Origin of the sequence: Streptomyces sp. R33, from assembly GCF_041200175.1 — a bacterium.
Lineage (GTDB): Bacteria > Actinomycetota > Actinomycetes > Streptomycetales > Streptomycetaceae > Streptomyces > Streptomyces katrae_B.
The window spans coordinates 807,066-828,306 of the sequence record NZ_CP165727.1 but is presented as its reverse complement, the minus strand read 5'-3'; the positions used below and the strand labels follow the sequence as shown (position 1 = coordinate 828,306).

At 71.5% G+C, this 21,241-nt stretch carries 23 protein-coding genes; 11 read left to right on the top strand and 12 right to left on the bottom strand.

Translation table 11 applies throughout. From position 1 onward, the window contains the following. Positions 1-121 precede the first annotated feature (121 nt). The 4 genes from AB5J51_RS04195 (at position 122) to AB5J51_RS04180 (ending at position 4,580) form a co-directional block, all read left to right on the top strand. Complete coding sequence (locus AB5J51_RS04195; RefSeq protein ID WP_369776885.1) at positions 122-1,513, top strand: amidohydrolase family protein; 1,392 nt, start codon at positions 122-124, stop codon at positions 1,511-1,513. Between the two features lie 376 nt (positions 1,514-1,889). Continuing rightward, the gene (locus AB5J51_RS04190; protein WP_369776884.1) at positions 1,890-2,636 is read left to right on the top strand and encodes an FHA domain-containing protein; all 747 of its coding nucleotides are present in this window, start codon (positions 1,890-1,892) and stop codon (positions 2,634-2,636) included. Continuing rightward, positions 2,633-4,006 carry a serine/threonine-protein kinase gene (locus AB5J51_RS04185; RefSeq protein ID WP_136227030.1) on the top strand — a complete coding sequence of 458 codons (1,374 nt, stop codon included), beginning with the start codon at positions 2,633-2,635 and terminating at the stop codon, positions 4,004-4,006. The genes AB5J51_RS04190 and AB5J51_RS04185 overlap by 4 nt, the downstream gene beginning before the upstream one ends. 82 nt (positions 4,007-4,088) lie before the next feature. Then, entirely contained in the window at positions 4,089-4,580 is a 492-nt protein-coding gene (locus AB5J51_RS04180) for a hypothetical protein (protein WP_053789322.1), read from the top strand. Between the two features lie 92 nt (positions 4,581-4,672). On the opposite strand, the gene AB5J51_RS04175 is transcribed toward AB5J51_RS04180, so the two are convergent. From AB5J51_RS04175 to rpmG, 4 genes are all read right to left on the bottom strand, one after another. Further along, positions 4,673-5,029, bottom strand: a complete 357-nt coding sequence (locus AB5J51_RS04175; protein WP_369776883.1) for a hypothetical protein — start codon at positions 5,027-5,029, stop codon at positions 4,673-4,675. Positions 5,030-5,133: 104 nt separating this feature from the next. Then, on the bottom strand, positions 5,134-5,742 hold the full coding sequence (locus tag AB5J51_RS04170; RefSeq protein ID WP_136227010.1) for a GPP34 family phosphoprotein: 609 nt from the start codon (positions 5,740-5,742) through the stop codon (positions 5,134-5,136). 209 nt (positions 5,743-5,951) lie between these two features. Then, positions 5,952-6,194, bottom strand: coding sequence for a type B 50S ribosomal protein L31 (locus AB5J51_RS04165; RefSeq protein ID WP_053789325.1), 243 nt, complete (start codon positions 6,192-6,194; stop codon positions 5,952-5,954). 66 nt (positions 6,195-6,260) lie between these two features. Then, a complete protein-coding gene (gene rpmG, locus AB5J51_RS04160) occupies positions 6,261-6,425 on the bottom strand; it encodes a 50S ribosomal protein L33 (RefSeq protein WP_051832208.1) in 165 nt (54 codons plus the stop codon). 202 nt (positions 6,426-6,627) lie between these two features. On the opposite strand from rpmG, the gene AB5J51_RS04155 reads away from it, so the two are divergent. Continuing rightward, entirely contained in the window at positions 6,628-7,878 is a 1,251-nt protein-coding gene (locus AB5J51_RS04155) for a serine hydrolase domain-containing protein (protein ID WP_369776882.1), read from the top strand. 87 nt (positions 7,879-7,965) lie between these two features. On the opposite strand, the gene AB5J51_RS04150 is transcribed toward AB5J51_RS04155, so the two are convergent. The 4 genes from AB5J51_RS04150 to AB5J51_RS04135 all read right to left on the bottom strand — a co-directional run bounded on the left by AB5J51_RS04150 (position 7,966) and on the right by AB5J51_RS04135 (position 12,386). Then, on the bottom strand, positions 7,966-9,468 hold the full coding sequence (locus AB5J51_RS04150) for a SulP family inorganic anion transporter (RefSeq protein ID WP_369776881.1): 1,503 nt from the start codon (positions 9,466-9,468) through the stop codon (positions 7,966-7,968). 109 nt (positions 9,469-9,577) lie between these two features. Continuing rightward, a complete protein-coding gene (locus AB5J51_RS04145; protein ID WP_369776880.1) occupies positions 9,578-10,804 on the bottom strand; it encodes a hypothetical protein in 1,227 nt (408 codons plus the stop codon). Then, positions 10,801-10,992 carry a hypothetical protein gene (locus tag AB5J51_RS04140; RefSeq protein ID WP_369776879.1) on the bottom strand — a complete coding sequence of 64 codons (192 nt, stop codon included), beginning with the start codon at positions 10,990-10,992 and terminating at the stop codon, positions 10,801-10,803. The genes AB5J51_RS04145 and AB5J51_RS04140 overlap by 4 nt, the downstream gene beginning before the upstream one ends. A 29-nt stretch (positions 10,993-11,021) precedes the next feature. Continuing rightward, positions 11,022-12,386: an aspartate aminotransferase family protein gene (locus AB5J51_RS04135; protein WP_369776878.1), complete on the bottom strand. Its 1,365-nt coding sequence runs from the start codon at positions 12,384-12,386 to the stop codon at positions 11,022-11,024. Between the two features lie 175 nt (positions 12,387-12,561). Between AB5J51_RS04135 and AB5J51_RS04130 the strand changes: the two genes are divergently transcribed. Then, positions 12,562-14,166, top strand: a complete 1,605-nt coding sequence (locus AB5J51_RS04130) for a phospholipase D-like domain-containing protein (RefSeq protein ID WP_369776877.1) — start codon at positions 12,562-12,564, stop codon at positions 14,164-14,166. Between the two features lie 235 nt (positions 14,167-14,401). On the opposite strand, the gene AB5J51_RS04125 is transcribed toward AB5J51_RS04130, so the two are convergent. Both AB5J51_RS04125 and AB5J51_RS04120 read right to left on the bottom strand, forming a co-directional pair. Continuing rightward, complete coding sequence (locus AB5J51_RS04125; protein WP_053789333.1) at positions 14,402-14,980, bottom strand: hypothetical protein; 579 nt, start codon at positions 14,978-14,980, stop codon at positions 14,402-14,404. A 34-nt stretch (positions 14,981-15,014) separates the two neighbouring features. Beyond that, on the bottom strand, positions 15,015-15,485 hold the full coding sequence (locus AB5J51_RS04120; RefSeq protein ID WP_369776876.1) for a DUF5995 family protein: 471 nt from the start codon (positions 15,483-15,485) through the stop codon (positions 15,015-15,017). A 73-nt stretch (positions 15,486-15,558) separates the two neighbouring features. Here AB5J51_RS04120 and AB5J51_RS04115 point away from each other — a divergent pair, with 73 nt between their 5' ends. Further along, positions 15,559-16,125, top strand: coding sequence for a nitroreductase family protein (locus tag AB5J51_RS04115; protein ID WP_369776875.1), 567 nt, complete (start codon positions 15,559-15,561; stop codon positions 16,123-16,125). Here AB5J51_RS04115 and AB5J51_RS04110 read toward each other — a convergent pair. Continuing rightward, positions 16,122-16,883 carry a maleylpyruvate isomerase family mycothiol-dependent enzyme gene (locus AB5J51_RS04110; protein ID WP_136227021.1) on the bottom strand — a complete coding sequence of 254 codons (762 nt, stop codon included), beginning with the start codon at positions 16,881-16,883 and terminating at the stop codon, positions 16,122-16,124. The two genes, AB5J51_RS04115 and AB5J51_RS04110, sit on opposite strands and share 4 nt — an antisense overlap. A gap of 113 nt (positions 16,884-16,996) precedes the next feature. On the opposite strand from AB5J51_RS04110, the gene AB5J51_RS04105 reads away from it, so the two are divergent. Further along, positions 16,997-17,389: a hypothetical protein gene (locus AB5J51_RS04105; protein WP_369776874.1), complete on the top strand. Its 393-nt coding sequence runs from the start codon at positions 16,997-16,999 to the stop codon at positions 17,387-17,389. Between the two features lie 15 nt (positions 17,390-17,404). On the opposite strand, the gene AB5J51_RS04100 is transcribed toward AB5J51_RS04105, so the two are convergent. After that, positions 17,405-18,349: a nucleoside hydrolase gene (locus AB5J51_RS04100; protein WP_369776873.1), complete on the bottom strand. Its 945-nt coding sequence runs from the start codon at positions 18,347-18,349 to the stop codon at positions 17,405-17,407. Between the two features lie 179 nt (positions 18,350-18,528). Between AB5J51_RS04100 and AB5J51_RS04095 the strand changes: the two genes are divergently transcribed. The 3 genes from AB5J51_RS04095 to AB5J51_RS04085 all read left to right on the top strand — a co-directional run bounded on the left by AB5J51_RS04095 (position 18,529) and on the right by AB5J51_RS04085 (position 21,233). After that, positions 18,529-19,236, top strand: a complete 708-nt coding sequence (locus AB5J51_RS04095; RefSeq protein ID WP_133895713.1) for a ribonuclease H — start codon at positions 18,529-18,531, stop codon at positions 19,234-19,236. A gap of 369 nt (positions 19,237-19,605) precedes the next feature. Beyond that, on the top strand, positions 19,606-20,910 hold the full coding sequence (locus tag AB5J51_RS04090) for a ferric reductase-like transmembrane domain-containing protein (RefSeq protein ID WP_133895712.1): 1,305 nt from the start codon (positions 19,606-19,608) through the stop codon (positions 20,908-20,910). 86 nt (positions 20,911-20,996) lie between these two features. Beyond that, positions 20,997-21,233 carry a hypothetical protein gene (locus AB5J51_RS04085; protein ID WP_053789341.1) on the top strand — a complete coding sequence of 79 codons (237 nt, stop codon included), beginning with the start codon at positions 20,997-20,999 and terminating at the stop codon, positions 21,231-21,233. Positions 21,234-21,241: the final 8 nt, after the last annotated feature.

Below are 21,241 nucleotides of genomic sequence, written 5' to 3'. Positions count from 1 at the left end.
AACGCGGCGGCCTGGTTGCCGTGGACGACGCAACCGAGGCTGGGGGCAGAGCCGTTCCGGTCGCCGCCCGGTGCCCGCAGCTCGCTACTTCCCTCTTCGGTGTACGGAAAGAAGTCCTGTCATGCACGAACGAGCCAACGTCTTCGATGCCGTCCTCACGCGGATCCGGCGCCGGCCCGCCGCCCAGCGGCGCATCCTCTTCACCGGCGCGACGATCGTCACCATGGACCCCTCCCTCGGCGTCATCGACCGCGGCGATCTCCTCGTCGAGGGCGACACGATCACCGCGGTCGGCGGCGACATCAGTGGGGGTGACGCCGTCGTCGTCGACGCCACCGGCGCGATCCTCACCCCCGGCTTCGTCGACACCCACCGGCACGCCTGGCAGGCCCAGCTGCGCCGGATCATGCCGGACGTCGACGACCTGGGCGGCTACGTCATGGCCACCCTGGCCGGCCACGCCACCGTCTACCGGCCCGAGGACATGTACATCGGAACCAGGCTGGCCGCCCTGACGGCGATCGACGGCGGTATCACGACCATGCTCGACTTCTCGCACAACTCCCGCACCCGAGAGCACTCCGACGCCGCGATCCAAGCCCTCACCAGCACCGGAATCCGCGGAGTACACGCCTCCATGGGCCCGCACTTCGGCGACTGGGACCGGCAGTGGCCCGGCGATCTCACCCGCATCAAGGACCGCTACTTCAGCAGCGACGACCAGCTGCTGACCCTGCGGCTGGCGGCCTTGGCCACCGACGAGATCGCCGGACCTGCACTCGCCTACGGGCCCGAACTCGCCCGCACGGCCAAAGAATTGGGCATCGGAGTGAGTGTGGACGCCGTCTTCGGCACGGCGTCCTCCGAGGCGGTGCTGCGCTGGGCCGAGGACGGCATCCTCGGCCCCGACGTGACCCTCATCCACTCCACCGGACTCACCCCCGAGGCGTGGAATGCCATGGGTGCGACCGGCGCCACCGTGTCGCTCGCCCCCACCTCCGACGCCCAGATCGGCCTGGAGACCGCGATTCCCGCCGTCGACGAGGCCCTGGCCGCCGGCATCCGTCCCGGCCTCAGCATCGACGTCGAAGTCGCCCTGGTCAGCGACATGTTCACCCAGATGCGGACCCTGCACGCCCTCCAGCGGATGCGCGCGGTCAACGCCGTCTACGGCACCGACCGGGAGCCCTCCCGGATCACCACCCACGACGTCCTGGACTTCGCCACCCTCCAGGGCGCCCGCACCAACGGACTCGCCGGCGTCACCGGCTCGCTCACACCGGGCAAGAAGGCCGACCTCCTGGTCATCCAGGCCGAGGACCTCAACAACATGCCGCTGAACGACCCCATCGGCACCGTCGTCCTGGGTTCCGACCCGCGCAACATCAGCACGGTCCTGATCAACGGCGAACCCCGCAAGTGGAACGGACGAGTCCTCGACGTCGACCTCCCCGCGCTGCGCAGCGCCGTACACGCCTCGCGCACGTACGTGCTGAACACACCGGCCGCCTGACCACGCCCTGCCCCTCGCCCGGCGGATCGGCCGGCCCGCCCCGGATCCCCGGGACCGAGCGCACCCGCGGCAGGCGTGGGGCGGGGTGTACCGGTGCTGTTGTCCGTGGCGGGACCACCGCGTTCCGGCCTACTTCGAACGGTGTCGCGTACGCGGCCGCCGACAGGAACCGGCCCGGCGTGCCGGGCCGCAACTGCATCGGCACCGTCTGCCGTTGCGCCGTCGACGGGCCCGAAAGCCGCTGCGGCCTGCGCAGGTCCTCCTTCAACCGAGCGCTTCGCGCGGCGCGGCGACTGTCGAGTACCGGCCAACGTTTACAGAAACGATGGATTCCGCTGGCTAGCCTGCCCCCGGCATCTTGGGGGAGAGGAGCAACTTGTTCAGCATCGTCGTGGTTCCGGGACCCACCATGTCCCCGGCCGCACAGATCCGCCTGGCGCCGGGGCAGACCCTCCGGTTCGGCCGCGAGAGCGCGGGCGACGGCAGCCTGCACGTCCCGCACGCCGGCGTCTCGCGCTCGGCGGGAGAGATCACCGCCACGGGCACGTACTGGTCGGTCAGCAACCTGAGCCGCGCGTCGACGTACGTGGTCGAGAACCCGGAGGGCGCCGGCGAGCACATCAAGATCGCGCCCGGCCGGCTGGGAGCGCCCGTCCCGTTCGAGTTCGCCCGCCTCGTCCTGCCGGCCGGCTCCGAACTGCTCACCCTGGACGTCTGGGCGCCGCGCCACGACTACGCCGACCCGGACGAACCCGGGGAGCCCGGCGGGGAGCCGACTGCGCTCGCCTTCCCGCTCGACCGCTGCAGCCGGTACTTCCTGGTCCTCACCGCGCTCTGCGAGCCGCGGCTGCGCGGTGAACCGCACGCCCCGCTGCCCACCGTCGAGCAGGTCGTCGAACGGCTGAGGCCGTTGTGGCCGGCTGCGAACCGGGCCGCGGTGCAGTGGAGCATCGACTACCTCGCGGTCAAGCTCCGCCTCAAGCCCGGCCCCGACACGGCGGATCCGGGACCGCGACTGGTCGGCAAGAAGGACACCCTCGTGTCGCTGGCCCTGCGCTTCGACCTGGTCCGCGAGCACGACCTGGCGGCCCTGTCGGCCGCCCCGACCGGTACCGCCCGCTGACCGGGCGGGCCGGGCAGCGGGGCGCCCTCGCGGTCCCGCCGGGCTACCGGATCGGCCCCTGGGTCGTCGGCCACCTGCTCGGAGCCGGCGCCTTCGGCAGCGTGTACGCGGCTCGCCGCGCCCTCCCCGAGCCGGGCCGGCCCGGCCGGGCCGCGCTGAAGGTCCTCCCGACCGGCACCCGTACGCCGCGCCAGCTGCGGCACCTGAGCGAGCTCGCCGAGCGCGAGACCGAGGTACTGCGCCGGGTGCGCACGCCGCGCCTGATCCGGATGTACGAGGTGCTCACGCTCGACGACCCGGGCCGCCCCGAGCTCGACGGCGCCACCGTACTCGTCCTGGAGGAGGCTGAGGGGTCCCTGGACGCCCTGCTCGCCGGCGGAGTGCCGCCCGAGGGGCCCGCCCTCCTCGCCCAGGTCTGCGAGGGGCTCGACCAACTGCACAGGGCGGGCTGGGTGCACGGCGACCTCAAGCCCGGCAACGTCCTGCTGATGCCCGACGGTACGGCGCGGCTCGGCGACTTCAACACGGCGGCAGAGCTGGAGGGCACCCACGCGTACTCGCCCGCGTTCGCGACGCCCGACTACACCCCGCCGGACCTGCTCTGGTCGGAGGTCGGCGAACGGGGGACGAAGATCCGCCCCACGGCCGACATCTGGGCCTTCGGCGTACTGGCCCACGTGGTCCTGACGGGCTCGCTGCCGCTGCCCGGCGGCACCCCCGCCGCCCGCCGGGACGCGGCGCTGCGCTATGCCAGGGGCGAGGAGGAACTGCGGCTGTCGCCGGAACTGCCTGAGCCCTGGCGGGACATCGTGCGCGACTGCCTGGCCCGCAGGCACGAGGACCGGGCCCGGCACACCGCGGCGTCACTGCTGAGCCGGGTGGAGGCGGCGGCCGCGGACCGGGCCGCACCACGGCGCGTACCGGGCATCCTGCGCGCCCTCGATCCGCGACGGCGGTGGCGCCGCGCGGTGATCACGGCCGGGACGGTGGCGCTGGCCGTCCTGGGGGTCGTATGGGGCTCGGGCCTGCTCCCGTTGGGGGGCGCGGCCGAGGCGGGGTACGAACGGTGCCGCCGCGGGGCCGTCTGTTTCTACGCGGAGGAGGACGGCCGGGGCGAGATGTGCTCCTGGGTCGACGGCGACACCGACTGGAGCGACGGCCAGGCCCCCTGTCCGTGGGCGGCCCGGAGCGGGCCACGCTCGGTCTACAACAACGGGTTCGACCTCGCCGAGGGGGCGACCCAGGTCGACGTCCTCTACTACGCCCAGCCCGACCGGCGGGAGCTGCTGGGCTGCGTGAAGGTGCGTACCCGGGCCAACCTCACCGGCGCGGACCGGCCGCGCTCCCACGCCTGGGTCCCGAACTGCTGACCCTCGCAGGTGCGAGGTACTGCCGCAGCGGCTCCTCCACGAGTCTCGAGGCACGTCACACCGCTCTGACAAGGAGTCCACGATGCGCCCCAAGCGTTCCGTTCTCGGCATGGTCGGCGTCACCACGATGCTGCTCACGGCGGCCTTCACCACCGGGTCGGCCGAGGCCGCCGCGCCCTCGGACCAGGGCGCGGGCGCCCGCGTCCTGGTCGCGCCGGCGGCGCCCGCAGACGCCCGGCCGGCGTCCCTCGCAGCTGCCGCGTCCCCGGGGATCTCGCCCGCCGTCCGCACCGGCCACGTGCCGGCGAGTGGCAGCTACGGCTGCGACAGCGGGAACCTCTGCACCCTCGTCTGGGATCCGACGACGTCGGACTGGAAGATCTTCTACCTCTACAACTGCAACCGGTACACGGTGTACAACTGGGAAGGCAACGGCTGGTACTTCGACAACCAGACGGGCAACCCCACCTCGTACTTCTACTACCAGAACGGCGGGGTCGACAAGTCGTTCAAGCCCGGCGGCGGCCAGCAGGGCCAGAACTGGACGCCGATCTACTCCGTCCGCAACTGCTGATCGACCGTCACGCCTGCCGGCCCCCGGTCGCTTCCGACCGGGGGCCGGCAGGCATCAGGACGGAGTCGAGGGTCACGCGGGAACGGATCGCCCTACGGAATGTCCTCGGTGAGGGGCCCGTAGTGATACGTGAGCTCCTGCCAGGTCAGCGCGCCGCCGGGCTGCTCCTCCTGTTCCGGGCGGCTGAACCGTGCCATCCGCCACGCGCCGCGGTTCGGGCCGTCGCCGAGGCGTGTCCACGCGTCGAGGTCGGCATCGAGAACACGCGTCGGTCCGTCGTCCCCGGGATCGGCGTTGTCCACGGGGGACCAGTGGCGCAGGTCGGGGTGCTGTGCCACCCGTTCCTCATAGGCGGCGGCCCGGGCCATGAAGTCGCGTCCGCCGGCCGGGGCACGCTTGACGCGCTCCAGTTCGTAGGCACTGGCGAGGCTGGTGAGCGTGTGGCGCATGTGACCAGCCTAGAAGCTCGCGCCCCGGTCCGGGAGCCGGTTCGGCGACCTGTTGCATTTCGGCCGTCGTGGACCGGTCGAGCGGAGGCCACATCAGGTACCGGTCACGGCCCGCGCCAGACGTTGGCGAACGCCGCCTTCTCGATGGACCGCCTCTGGCGTACGGCTTCCAGTTCCATGACCGCGTCGTTGACGACGGCCAGCACGGTCGTCGCCGCTTCGTTCTCGTCGAGGTTCGGTTCCTCCTCGGACGCCCCCCTCATGATCCCCACGGCTGCAGCGAGGGCGGCCAAGACGGGCTCTTCCGCCTCCCAGCGGCTCAGGGCCTGGCGGCGAGCGGGGGAATCGACCACTTCCAGGCGTTCCGCCCCGAAGAGCGACCGGCCGCTTCGCCCCCGGGCCAGTTGACCGTCCGCCTCGAGGGCGGCCTGGTACGCCGCGGCCAGATCGCGTCCCCTGCGCCACAGCCAGTCCTCGACCTGCTCGTACGGCGCCTGCTGCGCCAGCACCGCGGCTGCCTCGTCCAGCAGGCGGTCATCCAGCGCCGACTGCTGACCGGGCACGATGCTGTCACCGTCCAGGGCGACGGCCTCCGCATCGATGAGATCGATCAGCTCGGCTCCCGCGAGTGCGAGCGACAGGTCACCCTGCCCCACCGAACGGTCCGGCTGCGGGTCCATCGCGATGATGAACAGGTCCTTCGCCGTGGTCATGAACGGCTCCCCTCGTAGTCATCGGCACTGCTGCGGCGTCGGCACTGCTGCGTCCCCACCCGGCCGGCCGAGTCAGCCTTCGTACGTGGATCTTCAGTATCGCCCCCCGCTTCGCGGAACACGCGGTGTCACGGCGGGAAGCCCACGCCCGAACCGGCCCGGCCCCGCAAGCCGCGGGGCCGGGACGAGCGGTCGGCCGTGGTCCGCGCTCAGCGGCCGTAGCGGCGGTTGAAGCGCTCCACGCGGCCCTCGGAGTCCACGATCCGTGAGGTCCCCGTGTACAGCGGGTGGCTCGCCGACGAGATCTCGACGTCGACCAGCGGGTAGGTCTTGCCGTCCTGCCACTCGATCGTCCCCGACGCGTGCGCGGTCGACCTGGTCAGGAACGCGACGTCGGCTGCGCGGTCGCGGAAGACGACGGAGCGGGATTCGGGGTGGATACGGGGCTTCATGCGGTTTCCTTCCTCATGGGCGTGTGCCGAGTGCGTGCCTGCGTGCCGGGCGGCGTCCGGTGGGGCTCAGCGTTCCTCTCGGAAGGCGACGTGCCTGCCGGCCAGCGGGTCGTACTTCCGCAGGACGAGCCGGTCCGGACTGTTCCGGGTGCTCTTCCGCGTCGTATAGGTGGTGCCGGTCCCGGCCGTCGATTTCAGTCGGACGACGGGGCGCGTGACGGTGCGTGCCACGTGGTGCTCCTCTCAGCGACACTGGCCGCGATATTTGACTCGCGCATGCCAGCTGCCTCCTGTAACAGAAGCCTCGGTCGGCGCATTCCCGCCCCGCCCCGCAGCCGGCGAAGCCAAGTCGTCGGACTCACCGCGCGACCGGAGTGGCGCAGACCTACGCTTGCACTGTTGCCTGGGTCCCCGGACGGCAGGAGACCATGCCGTGAAGCCAACCCACCTCCGGTTGCGCCGGGCCTGCGCGGCTGCTGCCGCCGCAGGCGTGCTCATCGTCCCGGTGTTCGCGGGCTCCGCATCCGCGGTGACCGCTCCGGCGCCGTCCACCCCCGTGCCGTCCACCCCCCTCTCCGCCGCCCCCTCCCCGGACGCCGACACGCCCTTCCCGCAGCTCACGCCGGCCGTTGCAGCGCAGCTGGACGCGGCCATCCGGCAGGTCATGCGCCAGACGAAGGTGCCGGGCGTGACCGTGGGCCTGTGGGCCCCCGGCAAGGGGAGCTACGTGAAGACCTTCGGGGTGGCGGACAAGGCGACCGGCGCGCCCATGACCACCGGGCTCCACGTACGCATCGGCAGTGAGACCAAGACGTTCACGGTCACCGCCCTCCTCCAACTGGTCGACCAGCGCAAGATCGGACTGGACGACCCCATCGGCAAGTACGTCAAGGGCGTTCCGAACGGCGACCGCATCACCCTGCGCGAACTGGCGGGCATGCGCAGCGGGCTCTTCAACTACAGCATGGACGAGAACTTCAACAAGAAGCTCCAAGCCGATCCCGAACAGTCCTTCACGCCACAGCAGTTGCTCGACTACGCCTTCAAACACCCCGTTCAGTTCGCGCCGGGCGCGGAGTTCGACTACTCCAACACCAACCTGATCCTGCTCGGGCTGGTGGTGGAGAAGATCACCGGCCGGCCGCTCCACGAGGTCATCGCCAAGGACGTCCTGGCACCGGCCGGGCTCCGCCGTACGGTCTTCCCCACGAGTGCGGCCCTACCGGATCCGTACGCGCACGGGTACACCAACCAGACGGCCTCGGGCAAGATCGAGGACGCGACCCGCTGGAACCCCTCCTGGGCCTGGGCCGCCGGTGAGATGGTCTCCGACCTGGAGGACCTGCGCAGCTGGGCCCGCACCCTCGCCACCGGCAGGCTGCTCACGCCCGCGACCCAGGCCGAACGTCTCAAGACCACCCCGATGAACATCCAGGGCGACGGCTACGGGCTGGGAATCTTCAACGTCCAGGGCTGGATCGGTCACAACGGCTCGATCCCCGGATACGAAGTCCTGCCCGTCTACCTGCCGCAGGCACAGGCGACCATGGTGATCCTCCTCAACACCGATGCAAGCTACAAGGGCCAGGAGCCCAGCACGCTCTTCGGCGAGGCGGTCACCGGCATCGTGACCCCCGATCACGTGTACCCCGGCCACCAGCCGTACGTGCCCGGAAAGGGTTGACGGCAGCCCGGCAGGCGCGGAGGGCGTCATCCGGCCGGTCGGCCACCGCGGGCTTCACCCGGTCAGGGTGTCGGCATGGCGATGAAGTCAGCCCGCGGCTGCGAGTTCGCCACTCAGGGTCTCGTGCAGCCGGGCGCTGGGCCCGTTCAGTCCCGTGATCTCGACGCTCTTGCCGCGCTGCGCGTACCGGTGCTCGATCGCGTCCAGTGCGGCAACCGATGAGGCGTCCCAGATGTGCGCGGCGGACAGGTCGATGACGACCTTGTCGGGATCGTCGGCGTAGTCGAAGCGGCCCACGAGCTCGTTGGAGGAGGCGAAGAACAGCTCACCGGTGACGGCGTACACGACCTGCCCGCCGTCGGGGTCGGTGACCGCCGTGACGTCGGCGAGCCGGGCGACGCGCTTGGCGAAGATGACCATGGCGGTGACGGATCCCGCGACCACGCCGACGGCGAGGTTGTGGGTGGCGACGACGCAGGCCACGGTGACGGCCATGACGGTGATCTCGCCCGCCGGCAACCGCTTGAGCGTCTTCGGGGCCACCGAGTGCCAGTCGAAGGTCGCGAAGCAGACCATGATCATGACGGCCACCAGCGCGGCCATCGGGATGTCGGACACGACCGGCCCGAAGACGATGCACAGCACCATCAGGAACGCACCCGCGAGGAAGGTGGAGAGCCGGGTCCGTGCGCCGGAGACCTTCACGTTGATCATGGTCTGGCCGATCATCGCGCAGCCGCCCATGCCGCCGAGGAAGCCGGTGACGATGTTCGCGATGCCCTGCCCGATGGATTCCCGGGTCTTCGACGAGGGGGTGTCGGTGATCTCGTCGACCAGCTTCGCCGTCATCAGGGACTCCATCAGCCCGACGAGGGCCATGGCGAAGGCATACGGGGCGATGGTGGTCAGCGTGTCGAGGGTGAACGGTACGTCGGGCAGCCCGGGCACCGGCAGCGAGGACGGCAGTGCACCCTTGTCGCCGACGGTCGGTACGGCGATGCCCGCGGCCACGGTGATCACCGTCAGGATGACGATCGAGACCAGCGGGGCCGGGACCGCGCTGGTGATCCTCGGGAACAGCACCATGAGCGCCAGACCGGCCGCGAGCAGCGGGTACACGGCCCACGGCACGTCCCGCAGCTCCTTCACCTGGGCCATGAAGACGAGGATGGCGAGGGAGTTGACGAAGCCGACCATCACCGAGCGCGGGATGAACCGCAGCAGTTTCCCCACCCCCAGCGCGCCGAGGACGATCTGGAACGCCCCGGCCAGGATGACCGCGGCCACCAGGTGGCCGAAGCCGTGCTCGCGGTTCAGCGGTGCGATGACCAGGGCCACGGCCCCGGTGGCGGCGGAGATCATCGCGGGCCGGCCGCCGACGACGGCGATGGTCACGGCCATGGTGAAGGAGGCGAACAGGCCGATCGCCGGATCCACCCCGGCGATGATCGAGAACGAGATCGCCTCCGGGATCAGCGCCAGCGCGACCACCAGCCCGGCCAGTACCTCGGTGCGCAGCACCTTCGGTGACAGCCAGGCCGGCCGGACGTCACGCAGCCGCGCGGAGGGGGAGACAGCGGAGTGAGGCAAGGGGAGCAGACCTGTCAGGCGGGCACACCGCCAACCGGCAGGCGGACGTACGGAGGGACGGAACGACCCTCCAAGGTACCGTGCGGGCTCGTCTGTCCTCGGTCCCGAGTCACACCAGCACCCCGGCGAAGAACATCGACCCCAGAAGGGCGTACTGGATCGAGCAGCATGCCGACAGCGGTACTTGAATCCATCGGGACATGTGCTTGACCAGTACGAGCCCGACAAACATCTGCGCATGATTGCGGTACCACGACATCTCCGCGCCGGCGAAGAACGGCAGCAAGAAGATGGCCACCGTCAGGATCGAGGCGGCCCACTCCTCGGCGCCGAGCCGGCGGTTCCGGACGAGCCGAACCGTGGCCGTCGCCACGACGAGCAGGAGAAAGGCCGCATTCAGCCACAGCTGCGTCCTGTGTGCGGTGAGGCTGTGCTCCACCAGCCACGGCAGGTGTCCCTCGGGCCGGTACCAGTCGCTGAACGGAAAATCGTAGGACTTCCTCATCTCGTCGAAGGGCTGGCGCAGGCCGCCTTGCCGGTAACTGGACTTCTGGATGGTCTCGTACGCGTCCCAGCGGCCCGTCGCCTGCCACATCAGCCATTTGGCCCAGAGCACGCCGCACCCGGCGATGGCTGCTGAGCCCCCGGCCTTCGCGCAGCGTACGGGCCATGTGTCGCGCTGCCATGCGAAGCATGCGCTCGACAGCAGCATGCCGCCGGCGACCGCGCCGACCGGATGGCAGGAAGCCGCCACGAAACCGCCGGCAGCGGCCATGCCCCAGGAACTGCGCTTCACTCCGGCGATACAGGCGAGCAGCGCCAGCGTTCCGGTGGCGATCGGGAACATCGCATGGAAGTAGATGCCGCCCGGGAAAACCACACCGATGGCGAGGGTGAGGCCGGTGGCCCACGTGAGCCGGGCGCCGAGCAGCCACCACAGCACTGCGAACATGCCCAACAAGGACGCTTCAGTGACGACGACGGCGGATGTCTCGTAGGAAAGACCGGTGGCAGAAACCGCCCGGACCGCCATCGGATAACCAGGAAACCAGGCGACGTTTCCGCACAGGACATCGGGAAAGTCCGCGTAACGATCACGGCACCGAAACATCTCGTAGCCGGTCTTCGCGATGGACAGATAGTGATCGGAATCCCAGCGGCGGCGACCGCCCGTGGACCAGTACGCCACCTCGGATCCGTCGCCGGCGACGGAAGCCTTCGCGATCAGCCACGTGATGAGGTTGGTCAGCAGCCATGCGACGACCGGAGGCAGCAGACCCTGCAGCCGACCGAGGCGCGGTGGCCGGATCCGCGCGGACAGGGGCAAGCGGGTCATCCATGGCCCCGCGCCGGAGCTCCGCATCCGCGTAGCACGACGTCCTGTTCGGCGGGCGCGGCGAGGGCGACGACATGCAGCTCGGTCGCGGCGTTGCCGTGGGCCGTGAGCCGGCCGCCGAGACGGCCGAGCAGCCCGCTGGGCCGGCCGAACCCCTTGGTCAGGAGGCGCTCGGTGATGCTCTCCACGCGGTCATGGAACCACGGGCGGAGCCCGGTCACCTGCCGGCTGCCCGCCGGATCGCGTCGAGCGTGCGCGTCACGTCGTCGTCGGTCGTCGACCAGTTGCTCACCGAGATCCGCATGACGCGACGGCCGTGCCAGGTGGAGCCGCTGATCCACGCCGTGCCGTCGTCGAGCAGCCGGGTGAGCACGCGCTCCGTGCGTCCTTCGTCGCCGAACTCGGCGCAGACCTGGGTGAACACCACGTCGTTGAGCACGGTCGCGCCGTCGATCCCGGCGATGCCGGCGGCAAAAGCGGAGGCGTGTCGGCACAGCCGCTCGACGAGGTCGGCCACACCTGACCGGCCTAGGCATCTGAGTGCGGCCCACACGGTGAACGCCCTGCCACGCCGGGAGAGCTCGGGCACCTTGTCGATGGGGTCGCCGTGTTCGTCCTGGATGAGGTAGTCGCCGCGCAGGCCCATGGCCGCCCGCAGCGCGGACGGGTCGCGCACGATGGCGAGCCCGCAGTCGTAGGGGACGTTCAGGGTCTTGTGGGCGTCCGTTGCCCAGGAGTCGGCGTACGTGCAGCCCGCGGTCAGGTGGGCGTACGTCGGAGAAGCGGCTGCCCACAGCCCGAAGGCGCCGTCGACGTGTACCCATGCGTCCGCCTCGCGCGCGGCACGGATCGTCTCGGCGAAGGGGTCGAAGGCGCCGGAGTGGATGTCGCCGGCCTGGAGGATCACGATCGTCGGGCCCCGCCCGCCGCGCGCCAGAGTGCGCCGCAGGGCCTCGGGGTCGATGCGTCCCTGACCGTCCGCGTCGACCAGTTCCGGGCCGCCGAGTCCGAGATAGCGCAGCGCCAGGTCGACGGCCATGTGGCGGTCCTCGCCAGCGACGACGCGTACGGGCGGGCCACCTGCGAGGCCGTCGCGGGCGACGTTCCAGCCGGCGCGGCGCAGCACCGCGTCGCGCCCGGCGGCGAGGCAGGTGAAGTTCGCCGTCGTGGCACCCGTGGTGAAGCCGACGGCGCTGTCGCCGGGCAGCCCGAGAAGGTCGAGCAACCACGTGCCGGCAACGTCCTCCACCGCCGCGTACGCGGGCGAGGCGGCGCGCATCACGCAGTTCTGGTCCCAGGCGCTGACCAGCCAGTCCGCGGCCAGCGCGGCCGGTTCGGTGCCACCGACCACGAACCCGTAGAAGCGACCACCGGGGAAGGCGGTGAGCCCCGGCTCACAGGCCGTGGCCAGGAGGTCGACGACGTCGGCCGGTGCGCTCGGCCCGTCGGGCAGCTCGGCACCGAGCGCACGCACCATCTCGTCGACCGAAGCACGGGCGGGGACCCGGCGGTCGGACAGGCTCGCCAGCCAGCGGGCGGCATGGCCGTACGCCCGTTGGAGCGCCCTCTCGCGCGCGTCCATACCTCGGACTATGGGACCGCCGCCGCTGCCCCGCAAGCCGCGGCCCCGGGCACGCCGCCCCGCCGGGCCGGTGCACCTGCACCACCGACCGGTACGGCCCGGTACCCGGGCGCGCCACCGGGCGGCGCGGGTGGACGGGCCGGCAGTGGGTAGGCGGGTGCGTGGAGGTCGTGCCATGTCCCACTCGGACTGGCTGCTGGATCCCGGAGAGCGCGGGAACCCCGCCACCCGGCTGGAGAAGCGCCGGGCGGACGGAGCGGCCTGCTCCGAGGGCAACGACGCCCGGCCGCTGGTCCACGGAGCGGCGTACTTCGCCGAGCTCCTCGAGCGGATCCGGGGGATGCACGCGGGCGATCTGGTCCTGTTCACCGACTGGCGCGGCGATCCCGACGAGCGGCTGGCCGGAGCCGGTACGGAGATCGCGGCCGTACTCAGCGGGGCTGCGGAGCGCGGCGTCATCGTCAAGGGACTGCTGTGGCGCTCCCACCTCGACGGCTTCCGGTTCAGCGAGGAGGAGAACCTCTCCCTCGGCGAAGACATCGAGGCGGCGGGCGGCGAATGCCTGCTCGACCTGCGCGTGCGGCCCGGCGGCTCGCACCACCAGAAGATGGTGGTGCTGCGCCACCCCGGCCGCCCGGAGCGCGATGTCGCGTACGTCGGCGGGATCGACCTGTGCCACAACCGCAACGACGACGCCGGCCACCCGGGCGACCGCCAGTCCCTGCCCATGGCACCGGCCTACGGTCCGCACCCCCCGTGGCACGACGTCCAGCTCGCGGTCAGCGGGCCGGCCGTCGGGGACGTCGAAGCCGTCTTCCGCGAACGCTGGGAGGACCCGGCGCCGCTCAGCCGCAGCCCCCTGATCCGCCTGCGCGAGCTGTGGGACCGGGAGGACACCGGCGCCGGTGAGCTGCCGCCGCAGGGCGCCGATCCTCCGGCGTGCGGTACGCACGCCGTCCAGGTGCTGCGGACCTACCCGAACCGGCTGCTGCGCGGGTATCCCTTCGCCCCCGACGGCGAGCGCAGCATCGCCCGCGGCTATCTGAAGGCGCTGAGGCGGGCCCGGACGCTGATCTACGTGGAGGACCAGTACCTGTGGTCCCCGCGCGTGGTGGAATGCTTCGCCAGGGCGTTGCGCGCGCACCCGCGGCTGCGGTTGATCGCCGTCATCCCTTCCGTTCCGGAAGAGGACGGCCGGCTCAGTCGGCCCGTGAACCTGATCGGGCGGATCACCGCCCTGGAGGAGCTGCGCCGTGCGGGCGGGGACCGGGTCACGGTCTACGGCCTGGAGAACCGCGCCGGAACCCCGGTATACGTGCATGCCAAGGTCTGCGTGATCGACGACGTATGGGCTGCGGTCGGGTCCGACAACGTCAACCTGCGTTCGTGGACCCACGACTCCGAGCTGAGCTGCGCCGTCCTCGACCGGAGCCTTGATCCGCGGCCGCCGCACGATCCGGGCGGACTGGGTGACGGAGCCCGGCGCTTCGCCCGGGAGCTGCGTCTGGAGCTCATGCGCGAACACCTGGACGCGCAGGCCGGGGCGGAGCCGGGGCTGTGCGATCCGGAGGCCGCATTCGACGCGTTCAAGGAGACCGCCGCGGCACTGGACGCCTGGCACGCGGGCGGCCGTCCCGGACCGCGCCCTGCGGGCAGACTCCGCCGCTATGTCCCGCCGGACCTGCCGGCCGTCCAGCGCCTCCTCGCGGCCCCGCTGCACCGCGCCCTGATCGACCCGGACGGACGCCCCCTCAGGATGCGCTTTCGCAACGGCTTCTGACGGGGGAGCGGTGGCGGGGCGGGGGTTCAGGCCGAACCCCGTCGCGGTGCAGCCTGGCGGGCGTGGTGCCGTACCAGCGCTGGACTGCCCGCCGCAGCGCGTAGCCGCTCCGAGCGGCTGTCGCGTCGATGTCGAGGTCGGTGTCGTGGAGCAGCCGCGTGAAGTGGGCCCGCCGCACGGCCGGGGGTCGGGTCAGTGCGCCATGCCGTCGATCGCATCGCGGCGGCCGGCCGGCTCAGGGGTGCGCGGTGGGGCGGGTGATCGGGCCGTCGTCGACGCCCAGGTCGGCGCGCATCGCGGCGCGGAGATCCTGCCCGCGGCTCCAGAGTTCCTGCAGCTCGTCGTGTATCTCCTGGAAGGAGCCACCCGGCACCGGGTGGCCCTCCTCCAGCCGCATCGTCCGTCCGTACAGTTCGGACAGCGCCGTGGTCATGGTGTCCAGCTCGTCCATCACCGCGGTGGAGGCGATCATCTGAGCCTCGGCGAAGGCGGCGTGGTGCGCATGCCGGGCGGCCTCCATCGCCTGCCGGCCCTCCGGCGTGACCTCGCCCTTCTGCACCAGCCACAGGAAGTTCATCAGCTCGACCCGGTGGCGCCGGTACGCGGCGTTGGCCGCCACATAGCAGTGGCGCCGCCGTTCCTCCTCGGCGATCTGCCGTTCGTGGAGCCGTACGGCGTGGTCCGTCCGCTGCTGGCGGTCGAACTGCTCCGCCTGGGCACGGGCCGTCAGACGCTGGGACAGGACGGGCGCGAGGAGCGTGCCGACCACACCGACGGTCGCGGCCGCCAGCGCGACCAGAGCTGTGCCCACCATGCCTCCACCTGATCCGGGACGGTTCCCCACGACCCTAGCGGCCCGTGGACCGGAGCTCAGACGGACCGCAGGTCGCCTCCCACCGGGGTGCCCGTGGCGGCCACTGCCGCCGGGAGGGGACCACGGCCCGCAGGACTCGGAAGGCGAGGCGGCGCCGCCAGTCGTCCGGCGAGCGGAACTCGGCGATGAACGCGGCGGTCGACCTGCTGATGGAGCCCATCGCCCCGGCGGTGGCCTGCGGATCCGTCAGCCTGTCGCAGTTGAACCAGGCCGTGCCCCGTGCGACCCGGATCCCGTAGCTGGTGAACAGCTCGTCGTCGCCGGTGAACAACCGGTCCAGCGACTGCAGTCGACGGCAGTACCGGGCGGAGGTCTCGTCCTGGACCACGTCGACGGAGGAGGCGAGGAGGTCGTTCATCCGGTGGAAGTCGGCGATGTGGTCGCGGAGTTCCCCACGGCCGGTCCGGGCCAGGGCCCGGAGTGCCAGCGGCAGGTCGTACGACATTGAGTGGAGCGCGTGTCCTTGGCCGAGCGGCTCGAACGGAAATGAACCGCCCGGGCAGTCTGTTGTCCGGGACGTGCCTCATGATCTCGAGCGGTCCGACCGGATCCACCCCCTGCTGGCCGACCGGTTCAGCCCCTACAAGTTCGACCCGTCGGGCCTCGTCGACGACCACGCCCTCGAGCTGCTCCTCGAAGCCGCGAGGTGGTCGCCCTCTGCCGGGAACTCCCAACCGTGGGGGTTCTTTCCCGTCAGGCCGGGCGAGCCGGACCGCGAGCGGGTGCTGCGCCATCTCGCGCCCAGCTCTGCACGGTGGGCGGCCGACGCCGGTCTGCTCGTGGTTGCGCTCACCCGCCGCCATGTCGACGATTCCGGGACCGTCTACTCCGAGTTCGCCGACTACGACCTCGGACAGGCCGTCGCCCACCTGAGCATCCAGGCCCAGGCCATGGGGCTGGCATCCCACCAGTTCCGGGCCTTCGATCTCGAAGCCCTCACCGGGGAGCTCCGGCCGAACCCCGGCTGGTCGATCGTTTCCATGATCGCGGTCGGCCGGGCGGCCGACGAACCCCCGGTGGTGCGGGAGCGGCGCAGCACCGCGGACCTCCGCGCCGCGCCCTGGCGGCCGGTCGGTGATGTCTAGAACGCCGAGTGTGCGAACCAGTGGGCGATCAGGTCCGGGTCGCCGAGCAGGTGGAAGGCGTCGCTCCGGCGGTCCAGGCGGCCGTAGAGGAGCAGGAGCAGGTCCGCAGCCGAACCCTGCACCGTGGCGTCCGCCGTACGGGGCTCGGCGTCGCCGGTCACCAGCGCGAAGCCGTCGGGGCGCAGGCCGACCTGCCAGTCGCCGGCGCCGTCCGTGCAGCTGAAGCGAAGGGTCCGGTCAGGGGCGCGCAGTTGGCCGGTCCCCGGCGCGAAGGAGGATGCGAACGGCAGGTTGGTGAGGAACTCGTCGATGCCGTCGACCGCCAGCACGCGGTCGATGTGCGGATCGATCCCGAGTGCGAGCTCCGCGTCGGCCCGGTGGACGAGGGTCTCGAAGAGCATGCGCCGGACCCAGAAGCGGGCGTGCTGGTCGACTCCCCAGGCCCACATCGGCGCGTCCAGGTCGATGGCGGCGAAGACCTCGGCGGCCTCCGCAGCGCTCTCGGCCAGCCAGTCCGGCAGACCCTCCCGGTCCTCCGGCAGGCGCAGGTCCACGTCACGGCTCGTCGGCGGCTGCTGGATGCGCCGGCGAAGCAGCTCGGTGAACCAGCGGTGCACGCTGCCGACGTGCTGCGTGAGGTCGGCGAGAGTCCAGCCGGGGCAGGTCGGCACCGGCGTGGCGAGGTCGGCCCCCTTGACCGTGGCGACGAATCGGGCGGTCTCGGCTGCGACGGCCGTTCCGTGCTGGGCGGGGTTCATGTCTGTGCCTCTCCTGTGATGCTGCTTCCCCGGGTGGCGAGGATGCTTAAGGTTATCGATGATTCATGACCTTAAGTGCGAACAGCCTGCACCGACGGAGGGACGAGGATTCGATGACGCTGAAAGAAGGCCAGCGGGTGAAGCTGGCCGCGGACACCAGACTGACCGATTGGGTGGCGATGACGGGGGAGCCCGCGACCTCGCCGGGGGCCGTCGCCGGGTCCGTGTATCTGGCAGCAGGCACCGAGGGCACCGTCGAGCGGGTGGTCGAACACCAGCATCAGAGCCACGAGGCCCGCGAGTACGAGCGGCTCAAGTCGCTTCTCGACACCTTCGGCCACGAGATGCCCCCGGGGAGCAGGAGGCAGCTCGAAGAGCAGGTCGGCTCCCTGGAACCCGCCTGGATCGCGTACGAGGAGCAGAGGCACCGCGTGACCGTCCGGGTCCGCCTCGACCTCGGGTTCATCCTCGACGACACCCGCGAGGACGTCTTCACGCCCGTCTGACCACCTGCGGGCCGGTCAGGCCATGCGGTCGCCGAGAGCCGTCACGGCGGCGACCATCCGGTCCCAGAACAGGCCGGCGTCCAGGGTGAGCGCCACCTGCGCGTTCACGGGCCGGTCGAGGTACCGGTGCAGATCCACCACGGTGGCACCCCGGGTGTACCGGCCCTGCAGCTCGACGACCACGTTCGCATCCACGCAGTGCACGATGCACGGGTCGATCACCCGGGCGACCGCGACCGGATCGTGCAGCGGCGGGTCCTGGAACCCCCACAGCCTGCGGTAGGTTGACCCGAAGAACGTCAGCAGCTCGGCGCAGACGTGCCCCAGTTCGGTGCCCAGGCCCTCGAAGCGAGCGACGATCTCGGGCGTGGCGAGCGCTTGGTGCGTGACGTTCAGGCCGCACATGGTGAGCGGAACGCCGCTGCGGAAGACGATGTCCGCGGCTTCCGGGTCGGCTTGGACGTTGAACTCGGCGGCCGGGGTCCGGTTGCCCCGCTCCGTCGATCCGCCCATGAGGACGATCTCCCGGATGCGGGAGGCGGCATCGGGATACCGGGTCAGCAGCAGGGCGATGTTGGTCAACGGCGCCGTCGGTACGAGGGTGACCGGCTCCGCGTGCCGGGTCAGGATCCGGTACATGAGGTCCACCGCGTGCTCGGCGACCACGTCCACGGTGGGTTCGGGGAATCGTGGCCCGTCGAGGCCGGACACGCCGTGGACGTCGTCCGCCACGTTCAGCGCCTGGACCAGCGGCCGGGCGCAGCCTGCAGCGATGGGCACGTCCGTGATGCCCGCGACGGTGCAGACCCGGCGCGCGTTCAGCGTGGTTTTCGCGAGCGTCTGATTGCCCGCGACGGTGGTGATGGCCAGGAGGTCGACCGCGGGGTCACCTGCCGCGAGCATGATCGCGAGGGCGTCGTCGTGCCCGGGGTCGCAGTCGATGATGATCGGTACGCTCACACGCTCTCCTGCCGGGCGGCGCTGACCCGGCCCATTGTGCCGTTCCGGCACCCCCGTGGCGAGGAGGCTTCCGGACCGGCTGCGGGGAACCCCCGGCCGGTGCATCCGGTCGGCCCGCTCCCCGTGGCGTCCTCACGAGCCGAATTCGCCGCCGGGCGGCGGTGGTGCATGATCGGGGGATGTCTGATCGCATCATTGCCGCCTGCGACGGCGCGGCCAAGGGGAACCCCGGACCGGCCGGCTGGGCGTGGGTCGTCGCCGACACACAGGGCCGGCCGGAGCGCTGGGAGGCCGGGCCCCTGGGCCGGGCCACCAACAACGTGGGTGAGCTCACCGCCCTCCAGCGGCTGCTGGAGTCCCTGGCCCCGGGGACCGCCGTCGAGGTCCGTATGGACTCCCAGTACGCCATGAAGGCGGTGACCCAGTGGCTCCCGGCCTGGAAGCGCAACGGGTGGAAGACCGCGGCGGGCAAACCCGTGGCCAACCGGGAGCTCGTCGAGCAGATCGACGCCCTGCTGGCCGAGCGGGACGTGGAATTCCGCTACGTGCCGGCCCACCGCGAGGACGGCGACCATTTGAATGCGATCGCCGACCAGGCCGCCAGTGACGCCGCGGTCACCCAGCAGGCGGCCGGCACGGCACTCGGCAGTGCATCTATTCCCGTACCCGCTCCCGCCCGCACGTCTGCTTCGCGATCGAAGCCCGCAGCCGGAGCCAAAGCCGGAGCCGGAGCCGGAGCAAAGAAGTCCACCCGGAGCCGGGGCGCCATCAAGGCGAAGTTCCCCGGCAGCTGCCCCTGCGGATCGTCGTACGCGGTCGGCGACATGATCACCAAGCTCGACAACCGCTGGGGCCACCAGGCGTGCGGCAGCGCCGAGGAAGCGTAAAAAGTTACCCAAAACGCACGCCCACGTGTGCTAGGCGGGCGGTCGCGGCACGTCTGTACTGCAGGAATGCAAAGTCGAAACGGGGAGTGCGCCTGGCCGTCGGCGAGTCGATGTGGAGTGTCCATATCTCTCAGGAGCGGACATAGCGCTCACATCGCCGTCCGTGACGGATGTCATCGCCATTGCTTGCCGCGAGCGAGTTTGCACATAGTTGCCGACGCTACGTCCCTGTCGGCCGTCTCCGGAGCTGCTCCGGTACGGCAGGCAGGGAGATGTGTCGACCAACGAGTGAAACGGACTTGGCATGGCTCTCCCGCGCGCCCTTCCCGGCCCCTCGACCGCCACCGGCGCCGGCGCGGGACGGCGCAGATGAGGACCGCCCCCGAGCGGCTGCGCGCCGGCCTGGCCGGTGGGGCGGCCGCCGTCGTCCTGCTGTGGGCCGTGCAGGTGCATCCGTCCGCCCGCCCCGACGAGCTCATCGGGGCGGCCGCCCACCTCACCGGGCTCCTCGCGGGCTACGGGATCCTCGCCATGCTCTTCCTGATGGCACGCGTACCGGCGGTCGAGCACGGGGTGGGTGCCGACCGCCTCGCCCGCTGGCACGCCTTCGGCGGGCGCTGGGTTCTGGTCCTGTGCGGCGCCCACGGACTGTTCGCCCTCGTCGTGTACGCCCTGCGCACCGGGACCGACCTGCTGACCGCCACCGGGGCCCTGTTCCGGTACCCGGCCGTCACCGCCGCGTTCGCGGGAGCCGCGCTGCTGGCAGGTGCCGGTCTGTGCTCTGCCCGGGCCGTGCGCCGCCGGGTCTCGCACGAGGCGTGGCGCGGCATCCACCTCCTCACCTACCTCGCCGCCGCGCTCGGCTTCGTCCACCAGCTCGCCGGCCCCGACGTCGCCGTCACCGCCCTCACCACCTGGTTCTGGGCCCTGCTCCACACCGTCGTCGGCGTACTGCTCGCCTGGTACCGCGGGATCGTCCCGGTCCGTCAGGCCCTGCGGCACGGTCTGCGCGTGGCCGCCGTCGACCTGGAGGGCCCCGGCGTCGTCTCCGTCACCATCCAGGGAGGCCGGCTCCGCGAACTCCGGGCCGCGCCGGGTCAGTTCTTCCGCTGGCGATTCCTGACCGGTGGCCTGTGGCACACCGCCCTGCCGTTCTCGCTCTCCGCGCCCGCCCGCGACGACCGCCTCCGCATCACCGTGAAGGCGCTCGGCGGGCACTCGCGGCGCGTCCGCGGGCTCCGGCCGGGCACCAGGGTCCTTGCGACCGGTCCGTTCGGCGCCCTCACCGAGCGGCGGCGCACCCGCTCCAAGGTGTTGCTGATCGCCGGCGGCATCGGGATCACTCCCATGCGCGCCCTCTTCGAGTCGCTGCCGGCAGGCCCGGGTGATCTGACCCTGCTCTACCGGGCGGGCGACGCGGACCAGCTGGTCCTGCGCGATGAGCTGGAGGCCATCGCCGCCGACCGTCAGGCCGCACTGCACTACCTGGTCGGACGCTCCGACGCCGCGTACGACCCCCTCGCGCCCCAGGCCTTGCGTGCGCTCGTCCCCGACCTGTCCGACCGCGACGTCTACCTCTGTGGGCCGCCCGGCATGGCCGATGCGACCACTGCGGCGCTGATCAGGGCGGGCGTCCCCGCGGCGCGCATCCACACGGAGTGCTTCACCTACTGAGCCCGCTGAGCCGCTGAGCCCGCTGAGCCCGCTGAATCCACCGGACCCACCGGACCCACCGGCACGACCGAGGACCCCGATCTGCGATGAACCCCTACCCCGCACCCCAGGAGCCCCGCCGGCAACGCGACACCGCGCCGCACCCGCGCGCCCGCCGCGCGAGCGCCCGGCACCGCAAGCGCTCGCGCCCGGGGTGGCTCGTCGCCGGGCTCACCCTGGCCAGCGTGCTGACCGCAACGGTCATCACGGCGACCGTCGACCCGGCCGCACCGGCTCCGGCTCCGGTGCCGGACGGAAAGCCGAGCCTGCACGCGGAGCACTGACCGACCGC